The sequence below is a fragment of the Haladaptatus sp. R4 genome (genome assembly GCF_001625445.1).
Taxonomy (GTDB): Archaea; Halobacteriota; Halobacteria; order Halobacteriales; family Haladaptataceae; genus Haladaptatus.
Genome location: NZ_LWHG01000021.1, coordinates 164,847 through 179,227, shown reverse-complemented (window position 1 = coordinate 179,227; position 14,381 = coordinate 164,847). Strand labels below are relative to the sequence as shown.

Annotated in this window: 15 protein-coding genes and 2 pseudogenes; 11 read left to right on the top strand and 6 right to left on the bottom strand. The window is 58.5% G+C overall.

Annotation, left to right across the window (positions count from 1 at the left end; translation table 11 throughout):
• Positions 1–179 precede the first annotated feature (179 nt).
• The 5 genes and pseudogenes from A4G99_RS10425 to A4G99_RS29820 all read left to right on the top strand — a co-directional run.
• Positions 180–1,079, top strand: a complete 900-nt coding sequence (locus A4G99_RS10425) for a hypothetical protein (RefSeq protein WP_082837782.1) — start codon at positions 180–182, stop codon at positions 1,077–1,079.
• An 87-nt stretch (positions 1,080–1,166) separates the two neighbouring features.
• A complete protein-coding gene (locus A4G99_RS10420) occupies positions 1,167–1,991 on the top strand; it encodes a glycosyltransferase family A protein (protein ID WP_066143056.1) in 825 nt (274 codons plus the stop codon).
• Complete coding sequence (locus A4G99_RS10415) at positions 1,988–3,067, top strand: sulfatase-like hydrolase/transferase (RefSeq protein ID WP_066143054.1); 1,080 nt, start codon at positions 1,988–1,990, stop codon at positions 3,065–3,067. The genes A4G99_RS10420 and A4G99_RS10415 overlap by 4 nt, the downstream gene beginning before the upstream one ends.
• Positions 3,068–3,203: 136 nt before the next feature.
• Positions 3,204–4,316, top strand: a complete 1,113-nt coding sequence (locus A4G99_RS10410) for a lipopolysaccharide biosynthesis protein (protein ID WP_082837781.1) — start codon at positions 3,204–3,206, stop codon at positions 4,314–4,316.
• Positions 4,199–4,522: pseudogene (locus tag A4G99_RS29820) on the top strand (polysaccharide biosynthesis C-terminal domain-containing protein); the annotation flags it as partial. The gene A4G99_RS10410 and the pseudogene A4G99_RS29820, both read left to right, overlap by 118 nt.
• 132 nt (positions 4,523–4,654) lie before the next feature.
• Here A4G99_RS29820 and A4G99_RS10405 read toward each other — a convergent pair.
• From A4G99_RS10405 to A4G99_RS10375, 6 genes and pseudogenes are all read right to left on the bottom strand, one after another.
• The gene (locus tag A4G99_RS10405) at positions 4,655–5,629 is read right to left on the bottom strand and encodes a glycosyltransferase family A protein (RefSeq protein ID WP_066143048.1); all 975 of its coding nucleotides are present in this window, start codon (positions 5,627–5,629) and stop codon (positions 4,655–4,657) included.
• 159 nt (positions 5,630–5,788) lie between these two features.
• On the bottom strand, positions 5,789–6,931 hold the full coding sequence (locus A4G99_RS10400; protein WP_066143045.1) for a glycosyltransferase: 1,143 nt from the start codon (positions 6,929–6,931) through the stop codon (positions 5,789–5,791).
• Positions 6,932–6,997: 66 nt separating this feature from the next.
• Entirely contained in the window at positions 6,998–7,201 is a 204-nt protein-coding gene (locus A4G99_RS10395; RefSeq protein WP_223301819.1) for a hypothetical protein, read from the bottom strand.
• A gap of 111 nt (positions 7,202–7,312) precedes the next feature.
• Positions 7,313–8,230: a hypothetical protein gene (locus A4G99_RS10390; protein ID WP_066143040.1), complete on the bottom strand. Its 918-nt coding sequence runs from the start codon at positions 8,228–8,230 to the stop codon at positions 7,313–7,315.
• A gap of 106 nt (positions 8,231–8,336) precedes the next feature.
• Positions 8,337–8,899, bottom strand: a pseudogene (locus A4G99_RS10385) (hypothetical protein).
• A 624-nt stretch (positions 8,900–9,523) separates the two neighbouring features.
• Positions 9,524–11,311, bottom strand: coding sequence for an SLC13 family permease (locus A4G99_RS10375; RefSeq protein ID WP_066143034.1), 1,788 nt, complete (start codon positions 11,309–11,311; stop codon positions 9,524–9,526).
• A gap of 242 nt (positions 11,312–11,553) precedes the next feature.
• On the opposite strand from A4G99_RS10375, the gene A4G99_RS27145 reads away from it, so the two are divergent.
• From A4G99_RS27145 to A4G99_RS10345, 6 genes are all read left to right on the top strand, one after another.
• Positions 11,554–12,027 carry a universal stress protein gene (locus A4G99_RS27145; RefSeq protein WP_066145118.1) on the top strand — a complete coding sequence of 158 codons (474 nt, stop codon included), beginning with the start codon at positions 11,554–11,556 and terminating at the stop codon, positions 12,025–12,027.
• On the top strand, positions 11,955–12,419 hold the full coding sequence (locus A4G99_RS27140) for a universal stress protein (RefSeq protein ID WP_066143031.1): 465 nt from the start codon (positions 11,955–11,957) through the stop codon (positions 12,417–12,419). Before A4G99_RS27145 ends, A4G99_RS27140 begins: the two co-directional genes overlap by 73 nt.
• A gap of 43 nt (positions 12,420–12,462) precedes the next feature.
• Positions 12,463–13,056 (top strand): SHOCT domain-containing protein, encoded by a 594-nt coding sequence (locus tag A4G99_RS10360; RefSeq protein WP_066143029.1) that lies wholly within the window; start codon positions 12,463–12,465, stop codon positions 13,054–13,056.
• Positions 13,057–13,127: 71 nt separating this feature from the next.
• Entirely contained in the window at positions 13,128–13,367 is a 240-nt protein-coding gene (locus tag A4G99_RS10355) for a hypothetical protein (RefSeq protein WP_066143026.1), read from the top strand.
• Between the two features lie 93 nt (positions 13,368–13,460).
• The gene (locus tag A4G99_RS10350; RefSeq protein ID WP_066143023.1) at positions 13,461–13,925 is read left to right on the top strand and encodes a VOC family protein; all 465 of its coding nucleotides are present in this window, start codon (positions 13,461–13,463) and stop codon (positions 13,923–13,925) included.
• A 41-nt stretch (positions 13,926–13,966) separates the two neighbouring features.
• Positions 13,967–14,380 carry a hypothetical protein gene (locus A4G99_RS10345; RefSeq protein ID WP_066143020.1) on the top strand — a complete coding sequence of 138 codons (414 nt, stop codon included), beginning with the start codon at positions 13,967–13,969 and terminating at the stop codon, positions 14,378–14,380.
• The last annotated feature ends 1 nt before the right edge of the window (position 14,381 follow it).

The window sequence follows — 14,381 nt, the reverse complement described above, 5'->3', positions numbered from 1 at the left end:
AACGTGTTGGAAAACATGAAATATTCTGTAACTATCTGCGCTGAACCGTTTCTGAAAACGGGAAAATCACCACCAGCGATGGTTCATGATTCCCATCTACGGTAATTCTATGAACGTTTATAATGCCCCATCTACCGACAAGTTCTTCTATTCCCCGTAGGAACAAGCGGGAAAGTAGAATGACACTCAAGGATTTCATCGAGAAGTCTGATAGGCACTTTCAACGGGAGGGTCTGAAATCGATACCGGACATATCGAAGGATTTCTTCACCAGTGCTATCTCGAAAACACCGTACGTAAATCGTTTCGGGACGAACGTTTATGAGAAAGAGTGGGACGTACTGGTAATCCTTGATGCCTGCCGTCTCGACCTCTATCGAGAGACTATCAACGGGGATGCCGACACTATCTGGTCGGTCGGCAGTTCATCCGAGGAGTGGATGCAACATACATTTGGCAACGCGGACACGACCGGAACTGCCTATATCACCGGCAATATCTTTTCGCGTGAGTATCTCGACGAGAACCATTTCTATGCGCTGGAAGAGGTATGGGAGTATGGGTGGGATGACGACGAGGGGACGATTCCACCACGACCGCTTACCAACGAGGCTGTTCGGACGTGGCGGCAAGAAACCCCGGAACGAATGATCATCCACTACATGCAACCTCATTTCCCCGCCATCGGAAGTGACGTCAATATCGGTGGGAAGATAGAGAAAGCAAAGTTCGGCGATCCGGGACGCGACTTCTGGCTCGAAATGAGGTTGGGAAGTATCTCCGATAAGGACGCTTGGAGAGCATACCGCGACAATCTCGAATACGTCTTCGAGGAGGTCGAACTACTGATGGAAAACGTCACTGGTACCGTTGCTATCACTGCGGACCACGGAAATGCGTTCGGTGAATGGGGCGCCTACGGTCATCCAGCAGGATATCCGATCCCACAGCTCAGAAGGGTACCATGGGATGTCTACGATTGTACAGATGAGAGAACGTTCACCACGACGGAACCGGAAAAGTATGAAGCAACTGCAACAGAAGTTGAGGACCGACTCTATGACCTTGGTTATATGTAATACACTCCCGCGAGGAGATTCAAAAGGGCTGAAGCGGCCGACCGATCCAGCAACACGAGACACACCGAACTGCGCTCAGGGAGTCGAATGATGTCTGTCGAATGGAGCTTCCTGACGACTAACTATAATAAAGGGGACAGTATCGACACAGCGATTACGTCGTTGGTACAGTCACTCCCCGATAGTAGCGAGTTGATAGTCGTTGACGGAGGAAGTACGGACGAGAGTCTAGAAGAATTGATACATCTGTCAGAAAAGCACGAACCGGTTGAGTTCGTAGTTGAAGAATCGAACCTCGGCGAGGGGAGGGAAATCGCTGTCCAAGAGAGCAGTGGAGAGATCCTCGTTCAACATCTCGACACGGACCGTCAATACGAGGACTTAACGGAATACCTCGAACTATATCAGTCTCTCCGCGAGGAACACGAAAATCTCTTTTTCATGACGCTCGATTCGATATACATCTCGTCTCGAGATGTCCACGAGAAAATCGGTGGGTGGCCTCCTCTCGGACGTGTGGAAGAACGTGTCTTCGTCGATAGGGCTCTTCGAACGGACGGAGTTACCCTACGTCTGTATCCCGAAAACAAGAGCGAAGAGATCCCGACTCGTGACGTCTCGACGCTTCCGAAACGGATGCAAAAGTGGTCGCGAAGTACCCGCGATAACCTTCGTTGTGGATTCTCGTACGGACAGATCGCTCGGTTTCACCACCACGAATTTTCGCCCCCGAAGGCGCTCGTTGCGGATGCGATAGCGTTGAAGGGATTGTGGGATTCTCGTGGGCTCCGAAATTACGGCCGGAAACGCCACTCGTGGCGTGAGTTCCCGTCGTGGGAGTATGGAATCGACAAGAACAGCGACATCGTACTTGATGGTCCACTTCGAGACGAATTTGGTGAGATACGATGAAAACGCTACTTGTAACGGTCGATTCGCTTCGATATGATCACTACCAGTATATGGAGCGAACGCGGGAATTTCTCGGGGACTCACACGGCCGCGCGTACGCAACAGCGACAGCGACACTCGGGACGTTTCCGAACGTGTTCACCGGGACGTATACGAAGTCGAACGAGATTTCGGAATCGTTTGTCGAGGAGATCGACGTACCGACGATCGGCATTACGACGAACCGACTCATCTCGGAGCGATACGGGTACGACGTTGGATTCGACCACTTCAGTTCGCCAACACCGTCCCGCGAGGAAGGATTGAAACAGCGAGTCGATTCGATCCTTCCTGAGGGACCGGTGTACGGGGCCATTGCACGTCTTTATTCGCTCTACCAACGGCTCTCTCCCACTACCGTACAGAAGTCGTTTCGACCGGCCGACGATGTGGTTTCAGAGTTCAAGAACGTCGCGGGAGACGAGTGGTTCGCTTGGCTCCACTTCATGGAACCACACCACCCCTACGATCCCGACGATACCGATCTCTCCCGGGGCGAAGCGCAAGAGCTCAGTCGGCAAGCGATTGCTAACGGCGTTCATGGCGAGGAGGCCGAGACGGTTCGCGAGTTGTATAGACAGGAGGTGGTCGAGCTGGACGCGCAACTTGCCGAACTCTGGGACATCATCTCCGACGACACGACCGTCGTATTCTCGGCGGATCATGGAGAGATGCTCGGTGAGGACGGAATCTGGGGTCACCCCGGTCTGTTACGTGAGGAGATATTGCATGTCCCGTTCGCAACGACCGCCTCTGTCGAGAGCGAACTCGTATCGAGTATCGATATTCCGTCCATCGTCCTCGGCGAAGAATACCGGAAGGGGATGCTTGATCGGACGACCGCGTACGCGAGTCACGGAAACAAGGCCGCTGCCATTGAGGAGGGGCTCATCGCGAATCCGAACGGCGTGTTCGACTGCGATGGAGACGAAGTGAGTCGACCAGCATTACAGCGCAAACAGAGTCGGTTCGAACCGTCCGGAATCGTAAAATCCGATGCGGTCGAAGAGGATCTGAAAGACCTTGGATACCTATGACTAAGAATAAGCGTATCTCGTCTCTACACGGTAGCAATGACTGAATACAGCTTCGACGGAGCTGTTCGAACGACCCGCGGATCTCTTGGCTGTCGGACTATCACGACTTCCAGAATACCGATCGCTTCCCCTCTCCATGGCTGAAATAGAAACGATGTCTCTCGGCTGGGAGTCAATCAAAGGACTCCTTGCGAAAGGCGTGATGGCGACTTTTGGATTCGCTGGGACGGTCATTTTCGCTCGTCTGTTCGACCCGAGCGCGTTCGGCGGCTTTTACTTCCTGCTCTCGATCGTGTTTCTCGTCGATCAGCCAGTTCGTGGAATCGGTTTCGCGGTGAAAAAACGGTTCTCCGAGGACGGGAGCGCGAAGTCGGAACTACTGGGACTGATCTTCTGCCTGAACGTTGTCCTGTTCTTCCTCTGTGGAGCAGTGGTTGGAACGACGAATCTCGTCGTGGACCATACGAACGTCCCGATGGCTCGATGGGTGTTTTTCTCCATTTGGATCTCACTCGCGTTTTTCTTCCCGCTACAGGGGCTCCTCAAAGCACGAGGGAACCCGTCGCTCGCCACCTGGTTGGACACACTTCGATCGGTTCTGACGCTTCCACTGCAAATTGCGTTCATTCTCGCTGGGTTAGGTGCCGCGGGGATGGGATTCGGACTGGCTACCGCGACCTTCTTGACGGTCCCCATAACGTACTATTTTCTAGATCTCTCTCCGAGTCTCCCGTCGTTCGGCGTCGTGAAATCCGTCTGGTCCTACGCGAGATATACGATGCCATCGTTCCTCATCGGGGAGACGTACGACCGGTTGGACATCCTCCTCCTCGGAACGATCCTAACGCAGGCGGTGGTCAGCGACTACGAAGTGGCGATGAAACTCACGCTCCCCGCGATATTCCTGACGGGAGCGATCACCAATGGTCTGATGCCGAAGATCTCCAACATTCACAGCCGACGAGGGGACCCGTCCGGGGATATCTCCAATGCACTCTCCTATTCGAGTATCGTCTCCATTCCGATCTTTTTCGGTGCGCTATCGATGGCTCAAAACTGGTCGTCACGACCTACGGGGGGAAGTACGCGGATGCATCGACGTTTCTCGTTGGGCTCGCACTCTTCCGTGTCATCCAGACACAGTCGGATATCTATTCGAGCACACTGTCGGGACTCGACAAACCGAATCTCGATCTCAGAATATCGGTCGTCACGTTGGCGATCAACATCGTATTGGGGTTGCTGTTGATTTCCAGCCTTGGCGGAATCGGCGTCGTAATCGCCACGATAGTAGCGGAATTCGTTCGTGGGGTCTTCCGGGCGCTCACGGTACACCGTCTTTTATCGAACATCACGCACATTCCCCGGACGCTTCTTGAACAGTTGCTCGCGGGGGGCGTCATGTATCTAGTCATAGAGATACTTACGAACCTATTGACGCTCGACGTTTGGTGGAAGGTCGGCAGCGTGATATCGGTTGGCGCAGTCATTTACGGGTGCGTGCTGTTACTCCTGAGCGACAACTTGCGTGTCACTCTTCTAGGGGTCTACCGGGACGCGGCCGAGAATGGGTGTGAGATCGATCCGCTATCGGGGCGACGAAACTGGACTCAAATGCTTGTTTTGGCGTGCTATCCGCCAATTGAGGATCTTTCGATACATGTCGGCGACACGCTTGGCCGTCGCAGGAGAGGTGAGCGAAAGGATGTAGAGTGGGAGGTCGATGGCGCTCATCCCCTCCGTAATCGAGTTGGAGATCACCTTCCGCGCTTCCCGCAGTCGGCCGTAGCGGAGGTGTTCTATCGCCATCGTTCGATGGAGCGTGGCGATATCGTTCTCCATGTGGGGAAGGATTGCGGACGGGTCACCGTCGTAGACCGCTTGTTCGACTTCCTTCGGGATTCCCGACTCACGTTCCTTGATAAATTTGTGGAGTAACAGCACCTCTTCGAACCGTTCCGCATAGACGCTCTCCTCGTGAACGGTGAAGTCGTACAACGGTTCGTCGATGTTTGCGATGGTCGACGTTTCGGCGATTCGAACCCATAGGTCAAGATCCTCGATATGGTCAAGCCGTTCATCGTAATAATCGACATCGTCGAGTACGTCACGTCGCATCATGACGCTTCCGTGGACGAGATGGTTCTTTTCGAAGAACGCCTCCCGCGGAACCCGTTCTAAAACCCGTCGTCGCGCACGTATCTCCCCGTCTTCGACGATGTATGCACCGGTGCCAAGCACACCGACATCGGGATGTTCGTCGAGGAACTCTGTCTGTTTCTCGAACCGTTCCGGGTGCGACGTGTCGTCCGCATCGTGACGAGCGATGTACTCGCCTTCCGCTTCGTCGATTCCGCGATTCAGTGCACTCGCGATACCGGTAGTCGTCCGTTCCACGACGCGATACGGCGATTCGCGAACGATGTCCGCAGTTCCATCGTCACCATCATCCACGACGATCACTTCGAAATCTTGGAATGTTTGCGCTCGAAGGGAATCCAACGTTCTCCCGATATCATCCTCGTCATTGTATGTTGGAATGATGACCGATATACGAGGCATTACCGCTACTACCGAACGATTCGTTAAAAGTACAGCGTATTCGTACTATGCGTGATCGTTCATTTCGGATTGACACAGCGAATGACGGTTCGTTGATTCATTACTATCCCTCCGTGACGACGACGAACACTGGTGGTTTTCCTGCGTGGAGTGTACGACCTATTCGAACGCCTCCCGTAGCTCCTCGTCTATTTCCCACGTTCCATCGCCTTCACCACGTAACAACTCCAAACTCGCGCGGAACAGCGAGACTTGCGTGTCGAAGATGGCGTACACAGGTTGAAGCGGGCCGAGTCGATCGCTCCCGCCGAGTTTGACGAACGCACCGAGTCCACCGGGGACGACGAGACCGAACGGTCCCGCCGCGACCAGTGCAGCCCCGGTCAGGAGTCCGATTCCGAGCGCGAGTAGCCACGGCGAGACGATCATGAACCACCAGTTGAAGGGGAGCACGACGCCACCGTATTTTCCGTGTTTTCCGAGCGCATCGCGGTGTTGGGCGAGTAGCCGAATCAATCCCATACCGCGGCGATCCTTCTGGAGACGTCGTTTTCGGAAGTCCGAATGAGAGGCCTCGCTGTAGCGGATCTCCGGGTCGAAGATCACGCGCTTGCCGTTGCGACGAATCTTCAACGCGAGTTCCGTGTCGTCGGCGAGCGACTCCGGGTCGATGGGAACGATGGCGTCGTTCTCGAACGCAGAGAACGGTCCGTGGAATATCAGCGTCGAGTCGAGATGCGATTCGAGCGTCTGGATGTGTGCTTGGACGCCGCGATAGCCCGCCTCGACTTCGCTTCCGCCGAGCACGTCCGCGTTCTGGCCGGTCACTGCGGCGACCTCCGGGTCGGCGAGGTTCGCGGCCGCGACGCGAAGCACGTCGTTCGCGGTGTAAGAGTCACAGTCGGTCTTGACCACCATCTCGTTCTCGGCGGCGGCGTAAGCGTCGTTGAGCGCGGGTGCGAGTCCACGTCGCTCGCTCTCTTCGATGAGGTTCAGCGACGGGTGTTCGCGGTCGGCGAAGTACTCGCGGATCAGTTCGGGCGTCTCGTCGTCGCTCGAATCCACGACGACGAGTTCGACCTTCTCCATCGGGTAGTCGAGTTCGAGCAGGTCGTCCAGTTTCTTCTCGATGATATCCGCCTCGTTGTATGTCGGAAGGATGATGCTTACGGTCGGTTCAGCCTGCCGTTTCCGGGCGGGTGAGCCGTCCGGGCGAAGGTACCCGTACAGGGCGAGGAAGCAAAAATACGGAATCGCGGCGACGGCGATGACGACCGCCGCGGCCTTTGCAAGCCGGTTCATGTCCGATCGTTGGGCGTTTTGTTTTAAACATCTATGGATTGATGGCGGGTGGTTCGTCCGCCGAAATCAGCGTGTGATTCTGCTCAGATACCACGTCAGTAGAACGCCGAGGATGAGACCGCCGATGATCGCACCGACGAGAACGACCGGCGTCGCCCCGCCGTGGAAGGCGATGAGACCGCCGGACGCGCCGACCAGCAGGACGATGGCGATCTTCAGTCGTAACATCGCGGACGAGCGTTCCTCCTTCGAAGTCGGTCCGACCATCATCGCACCCGATCCATCGATACTGGTGGTACGTCGTCACCCGAGTGTGCTGCCCGCATGAAAGGAACGGAGCGAGCGAGATGCTTAAATCCCGGCGAGACGGTGCGGATTGGACTACTGTCGATACCGTTCGACGGTCTCGAACAGTTCCTCGAACGCGGGGTTGCTATCGTAGCGAATCGTTCCCGTCCGGTCGTCGTAGTCGATGAGGTGAAGGTCCCATAGCTTCGGCAGGGTTATGTGACGGAGGTTGGTTTCGAGCGAGCGCTTTCGTAGTTCGTCGGTGGCGGTCAGTTCATCGATCGTGAGCACGCCGTCCGGTGCGTTCATCGCCATTCGAAGCACGTACCGACAGTTCCTGTCAGCGAGGACTTCGAGCCAATCATCGACCACGCCGGACGGTGCTTGAAGCCCGTCGGTAGCGATAGCTCCCTCGGGAATGGCAGGAAGTTCGGCACTGTCCGCGTCGGCGGCAAAGGGGGTCCTCGGATCGTTCGAATCGGCCGAACCGGTCGAGTTCGGCAAATCGGTCGAACCGCTCGGGTTCGTCGAACCGGCCCCAGTACCCGAGGTGTTCGAATTATCGCTCGACTCGTTCGACGCCCCACCTTTCGACCCGGTGCGAAGCGGTGCGACCATCCCGGCGACGCCGATAACGAGTCCCAACAGCGCGCCGCTCGTCACCATCGTTTGGACGAGGAAATAGGGGTTCGAGATGTGCCACCCCGAGACTTTCGCGGTGACGATGACGCCCGCCGCGAACCCGCCGAGCGCGAGCATTCCCTTGAAACAGGAAACGTCCACTTTTTGGAGCGTTTTCGCGTCGATATCGCTTCGCGTGAGTCGATACCCCACGTATATCAGCATCGCCGAGAGCGTCATCTCGATGATGAACTCCGGGAACCATACCGACCCGGAGCGAACGAGCGGGTCGATGACGACGACGATGGACAACAGAATACCGATGAGTGCGATCACTCGACCGCCGTTTCTTCCATCGGGCACTGCGATGTCGGGGGGAGTCACGCGCATCCGAAGGTCACTGAGTGTCGTACTCGCTCGACACTACTATCGGTTTCGCCACCAGTGAGAAATCAGACCTGTTTTGCGCGAGTGAAAATCCGTTCGGCCCGCCGAACTACTGGAACCCGCGCCCGACCTCGTCCTCGTCGATGAGGTCGTCCAGTTCCTCGTTCAGGAGCTTTTCGGACTCCTCGAACGTCTCCTCCAGATCCGAGACGGCCTCCGGGCGGTCGTACCCGTCGAACTCCATCGGTCCGAACGCCGGGCTTTCCAGGGCCTCCATCACGTCGTCGAAGAGGTCGGCACCGGACGTCGGCGCGTCCGCGTGCGCCTTGATTGTTTCCTCGATGCGCTTTGCCCGCGCTTCCATCTCGTCTTTCTCCGGACGCTTCTCCTCGGGATTCTGGACCGCGAACCGTCCGCCACGGTACTCTTTTTCGGGGAGGAAGCTCCCGATTTCGTCGTCCAATTTCCGGGCGACCTGCGTGCCGACGCCCCGGACCTGGTAGGGGTTTTTCGCGTACGTCTTCAAATGGTAGAGGCCAGCCTTCGGATGGCGAGATACAGATCCTCGCCGACACCACCTGCCCGCTTTCCCCCCGCGGCCCGCCACCCTTCAGGATCGACTCGGCGGTCAACAACGTCCTGTAAGACATCCTGCCATTCTCGAACCCGCATAGGTACACCGTGTCACGCCGAGGAGATTAACGTGTCGCTTTCTCGGATTCGGAGGTGGGATTCATTTCACATTTACACATTCGATTGTCGACAGAAATCTCTTCGAGTGACCAACCGAACGGCGCGCGAAAGCGCACGATAGTGCGCCCGCGCGAGGGATGACGAGCGAGGAACGAAGTGACGATGGGAGGAATCGGTTGGGGAGGATTGTGGCGCGGTGCAGTAGCGGGGCGGTTGTGGTGGTGTGGGTGGATTGAAAGGGGCCCTCCGTTCGCGTTTACATGGTCGTCTGTACAGGCTCTATCCGCGCGACCGTTGCGGAGAGCGCGGATATCCTGCACAGCGACCGCGAACGGAGGTGGGCTTTCTGGGCCATCTTCGTAGTCACTACACTCACAAAGTAACCAAACCCACTCCGACAAAGCGAACGGACGGGGGCTTTCGGGGTAGTATTCTCGGTAATTGCAACCGTGAATCGATCAAAATCACCGGTTCGTAGCGAACCGCTGTGACTCTTCGAACCGTTTCTCCCGGCAGCGACGCTCACGAGAAAACCGAACCCACCCCTCGTCACAGCCCAACTCGCCGTCACAGCCCACTCCGTCGTCACAGCCCAACTCGCCGTCACAGCCCGAAATAGAGCGCGATCGTTATCGGCGTCACGATCGCCAAAATGATCTGCAACCACACGCCGACGCGGGCGAAGTCGGTGAATCGGTACCCACCGGGGCCGTAGACGAACAGGTTGGTCTGGTAGCCGACGGGGCTCATGAACGCGGCGCTGGCGGCGAACATCACGGAGAGGAGGAACGCGAGCGGATTCACCCCGATCTCCCTGGCGGCGTTGATGGCGACGGGAACCATGAGCGCGACGGTGGCGTTGTTGCTGATGATGTTGGTCAGGACGACGGTCGTCAGGTAGAACACCCCGAGGACGGCGATGGTTGGGAGGAACCGACTGGAGGTGGCGACCAGTGCACCGAGGAACGCGGCGGTGCCGGTGTTCTCCATGGCGATGCCGAGCGGAATCACGCCCGCGAGCAGGAAGATGACGGTCCAGTCCACGCCCTCGTACAGTTCGGTCGGCGAGAGCGTCCCGGAGAGGACCATCGCCACGACGCCCGCCAGCGCGGCGACCTGGATTTCGAGGAATCCGAGCGCCGCCAACCCGACGACGGCCGCGAGGATGGCGATGGCGACAGGTATCTTGTCGTAGCGGTAGTCCTCCCGCGGGAGTTCGCGGGCGACGATGAGGTCGCGCGTTTCGGCCACGCGCTCCAGTTCGTCGGCGGGCAGTTGGAGCAACAGCAGGTCCCCGACGGCGAACTCGGCTTCGCGGACGCGCGGCAGGCGAACGTCCCCGCGCTGGAGGGCGACGAGCGTCGCGTCGTAGCGCCGGAGCGTCGTGCTCGTCGCGATGGTCTCGCCGATGAGCGCGGAATCGGTCGGGACGACGACCTCGATGAGGACGCTTTCCGCACCGTCGTCCGGCATCTCTTCGGTGACAGCGGGTTCGCGTCCCACCGTCGGCAACGGGTTCAACGCCTCGGCTTCGATGAGCGACGTGAGGTCGGGCCGACTCGCCGTGATGAGAAAGTGGTCGTCCGGTTCCACAGGCTTGCTGGAAAACGGCGAGAGGACGGTGTCCTCCCGGACGACCTCTTTCACTTCGCCGCCGAACCCGGCTTCCGTCGGCACGTCCGCGATGGGTGTCCCGACGAGCGGCGAGTTTTCCGGCGCGACGAGTTCGGCCAGATACTCCTCGACCTCGTACTCCTCCAACAGCGTTTCGCGCGGGCGAACACGCTCGGGAAGCAAACGTGGCGCGACGAAGACGAGGTAGAGCGCCCCGGTGATGAGGACGACGACGCCAACCGGCGTGAACTGGAAGATGCCGAGCGAGCGCCCCAACAGTTGCTGTGCGAGGCCGCTCGCCAGCAGGTTCGTGGAGGTGCCGATGAGAGTGAGCGTGCCGCCGAGCATGGCCGCGTAGGAGAGCGGAATCATCAGTTTCGACGGCGACGTGTTGCCACGATGGGCCAGGTCCGAGGCGAAGGGCACGAGCAGGGCGACGACCGGCGTGTCGTTGATGAACCCCGACACGGACCCGGCGATGCCGACGGTCGCGAACACCTGTCTGAATTGGCTATCGCCGACGACGCCCGCGACGCGATGGCCGAGCAGTTGCACTGCGCCCGTTTGGCGCACGCTCTCGCTGAGGATGAGCATGGCGAGGACCGTGATCGTCGCCTCGTTGGAAAACCCGGTGAGTCCCTCCGTCGGGGACACCTTCGTCCAGTGGCCGAACACCATTAGGAGGACGAGGATGATGAGCGCCGTCACGTCCACGGGAAACAACTCGGTGACGAAGAGGACGAACGCGAGGAGGATGATTCCCAAGACGACGAGCATACTGTTCGTTATCGGTGGAATTTGAACTCCTGTTTGAAGTGGAACCAACATTTATACACCCCCGTGGACGCGCCGCACTGCTCACGTGCCACCCCACTGTTCATTCGACGGAACCGGACAAATCCCTATCTCAATCGTTCACGGTGTGACGACAAAATCCATCGAGCAGGCTCGTTGGTGTATCGTGGCGCCCGCGTACCGGGGGAAATCGATTGAAGTCCATCGCCGTCGAATTGCCGACGATGAACGATTCGATTCTCATACCGACCGACGGCGCGGAGACGACGGACGCGGCAATCGAGCACGGGTTACGACTCGCGGCGAAAACCGGCGCGACGGTCTACGCGTTGTACGTCATCGACATGCCGCAACTGGGCGTGGCGAACGCCGACGAGGGACTTTCCGGCCTCGTCGATCTGCTCGAAGAGGAAGGGAAAGCGGCGACGGCCGCGGTCGCCGAGCGGGCACGCGGGTACGACGTCCAGGTGACGGAAGCGATGGAGGCGGGCGTTCCCTTCCGGGAAATCCTCGACTACGCCGACGACCACGACGTCAGCCTGATTTCGATGGGGACCGGCAAACACGGTCGCCTCGAATCCTACGTCGTCGGAAGCACGGCGCGCAAAGTGAGTCGGCTCTCGGAGTGTCCCGTCTTGACGGTTCGGACGACGGACGAACGACGACGACGGAGTACGAGAACGTCCTCCTTCCGATAGATGGAACCCAAGGATCGGAGCGAGCGATCGACGAGTGTGCCGAGTTCGCCGCCGAGTACGACGCGTTCGTCCACGTCCTCTACGTCATCGATTCGCGGGTCGCCCGGTCGGGGTCGCTCATGGAACTCATGGAGAGCGAGAGCAAGCGCGCGTGCGGTGACGCCGTCTCGCGGGTCACGAGCGAGGGCGCACAGGCCAGACAGGAAACCCGTCACGGACGCCCCGCCGAGCAAATCCTCGACTACGTAGACGACCACGACGTAGACTGCATCGTCATGGGAACCCACGGTCGAACCGGCATCGACAGGTTCGTGATGGGAAGCGTGGCCGAGACGGTGCTCCGACGGGCGACGATTCCCGTGCTCACCGTGCGCGATTCGGGTGAGGAGTGACCGCGCCGATTCGTTTTTACCCAATCACATTGACGGTTCGGTAATGACCGATTCGGCAACCAAGAGCGGATTCCAATCCTTTGGGTTCACCACGCTCTTCGTCTTCGGTCTCGGAGTCGTGACGTTTCTCGCCGGGAATCTGACGCTTGCTGTGGTGTTTTGGATACTCATGATTATCCCAGTCATGCTGTCTCTTGTATCGATGGACTGGGGAGATGACGAACGATCCGCTCGTTTCACGGACACTCGATACGACGAGTCGAAACGAGATTCCCCGGAATCGGTCCCACCAGAATCGGAATCGTCTGTATCGAATTCACCGGAATCGACTTCTCCGAAGCCGTCGCGTCCCTCACACGCGACGGACAACGCGCTCGCCCACCTGCGCCGTCGGTACGCCGACGGCGCGATGAGCGAAGCCCAGTTCGAACACGGCGTCGAGCGACTGCTCGCCGCCGAGGGCAGCCAAGACGAGGCGGTCGTCGCGCTCCGGAACCGGTACGCTCGCGGCGAACTCACCGACGAGCAGTTCGACCGGAAGTACGACCGACTGCGAGCGACGAGCACCGTCGAAAATGCCGAAGAGTCGATCGAACGGGGCACGTTCTCCGGGGACGAGTATGAAACGGAATCGTGACGAATACGCAAAGGAGTCGTAAGTTGTCACGAGACGACAAGACATATAGCCAATCGTTTCGACCGTCTCTCATGGCCGGAGTACACATCGTCATCCCGTGGTTTCTCGCGATTCCGCTCGCCGTTATCTGTGCCGTGTGGATCTATCGGGACGCGAAAGATCGCGGTATGGAGACGGCTGACATGTGGGCCGTCGGCATGTTTCTCGCCTTTTTCATTCCGCCCATCATCGGTGCCATCATCGTTTACGCCTTCTACCTCCGGAAACGGAAGCCACGGCGTGGACATCCCTACGCGGTGCCCGGGGAGTAACGAATCCGCGTACTTCGACGCGGATTCGAGCGTGCTACCCCTTCTCTCGGTCGGACAATCCTTATCCTCCATCCCGGAAAACCTCGGGTCACCATGTCGAATTCCGATCACGATATCTATCCGATGCCGCTGTTTCCGCAGTTGACCGTCTCGAACGTCGAGGAATCCACGGCGTGGTACGAGACGCTGGGATTCGAGGTCATCTACTCGATGCCCGTGATGTCCCACGTCCGGTACCGCAAGTACGCCGACATCATGCTCGTCGCGGAGCGGGACGACGGGGACGAGGAATCCGGGTCCTGGAACGAGGAATCCCCGCAAACGCCCGCTCGCGGGAACGGCGTCGCCACGTACATCACCGTCGAGGACGAGTCCGTCGACGACGTGGCGGAGCGGGCCGAGGAGAACGGAATCGAGATTTCCGTCTCTCCCCACGAGACCGACTGGAACACGCGCGAAACGACGGTTCACGACCCGGACGGCTACGAACTCGTCTTCTCGGAACGGGCCGAGACGGACAGGGATTTCGGGGACGTGATGGGGTCGGTCGAGGAGTAGCTGACCTGAAAGCTTATTCTGGGCCCTGTGATATTCCGTCCATGGCAACCGACGAACGCGAGCACGGCGGTATCATGTTCGGTCGGAGCACACGTCTCTCGAAGCGACTGCTGGCGGTTGCAGTCGGCATCTTTGCCCTCACGTTCCTCGCGCACACACCTCCAGACCTGTTCCCGATCACGTTTCCGTTCGGATTGGACCTTCGAATCCTCTTCCTGCTGGCGGTCGTTCCCCCGCTTGTGGCCGTCTACTGGAACGACGGTTTGCTCGTGAGTCTCGTTCTCGCGGCGGCACCGACGGTCGGATTTTTCGTTCCCCTCGCCGCGTTCGACCTCGTGTATCCGAGTTCGTCGCTCGCGTGGGGCATCGAAACCGGCGTCGCAGCGGCGCTGGTCCTCGGCGTGCCTGCGTATCTCGTTGGTTCGATTGCCCGACGAATCGTCTCGCCGCCGTAAC

Bases quoted from the DNA above. Each gene is read 5' to 3' on its own strand.
- A4G99_RS10425 (WP_082837782.1), top strand. From the start codon at position 180: ATGACACTCAAGGATTTCATCGAGAAGTCTGATAGGCACTTTCAACGG.
- A4G99_RS10420 (WP_066143056.1), top strand. From the start codon at position 1,167: ATGATGTCTGTCGAATGGAGCTTCCTGACGACTAACTATAATAAAGGG.
- A4G99_RS10415 (WP_066143054.1), top strand. From the start codon at position 1,988: ATGAAAACGCTACTTGTAACGGTCGATTCGCTTCGATATGATCACTAC.
- A4G99_RS10410 (WP_082837781.1), top strand. From the start codon at position 3,204: ATGGCTGAAATAGAAACGATGTCTCTCGGCTGGGAGTCAATCAAAGGA.
- A4G99_RS10405 (WP_066143048.1), bottom strand. From the start codon at position 5,629: ATGCCTCGTATATCGGTCATCATTCCAACATACAATGACGAGGATGAT.
- A4G99_RS10400 (WP_066143045.1), bottom strand. From the start codon at position 6,931: ATGAACCGGCTTGCAAAGGCCGCGGCGGTCGTCATCGCCGTCGCCGCG.
- A4G99_RS10395 (WP_223301819.1), bottom strand. From the start codon at position 7,201: ATGATGGTCGGACCGACTTCGAAGGAGGAACGCTCGTCCGCGATGTTA.
- A4G99_RS10390 (WP_066143040.1), bottom strand. From the start codon at position 8,230: ATGCGCGTGACTCCCCCCGACATCGCAGTGCCCGATGGAAGAAACGGC.
- A4G99_RS10375 (WP_066143034.1), bottom strand. From the start codon at position 11,311: ATGCTCGTCGTCTTGGGAATCATCCTCCTCGCGTTCGTCCTCTTCGTC.
- A4G99_RS27145 (WP_066145118.1), top strand. From the start codon at position 11,554: ATGAACGATTCGATTCTCATACCGACCGACGGCGCGGAGACGACGGAC.
- A4G99_RS10360 (WP_066143029.1), top strand. From the start codon at position 12,463: ATGACCGATTCGGCAACCAAGAGCGGATTCCAATCCTTTGGGTTCACC.
- A4G99_RS10355 (WP_066143026.1), top strand. From the start codon at position 13,128: ATGGCCGGAGTACACATCGTCATCCCGTGGTTTCTCGCGATTCCGCTC.
- A4G99_RS10350 (WP_066143023.1), top strand. From the start codon at position 13,461: ATGTCGAATTCCGATCACGATATCTATCCGATGCCGCTGTTTCCGCAG.
- A4G99_RS10345 (WP_066143020.1), top strand. From the start codon at position 13,967: ATGGCAACCGACGAACGCGAGCACGGCGGTATCATGTTCGGTCGGAGC.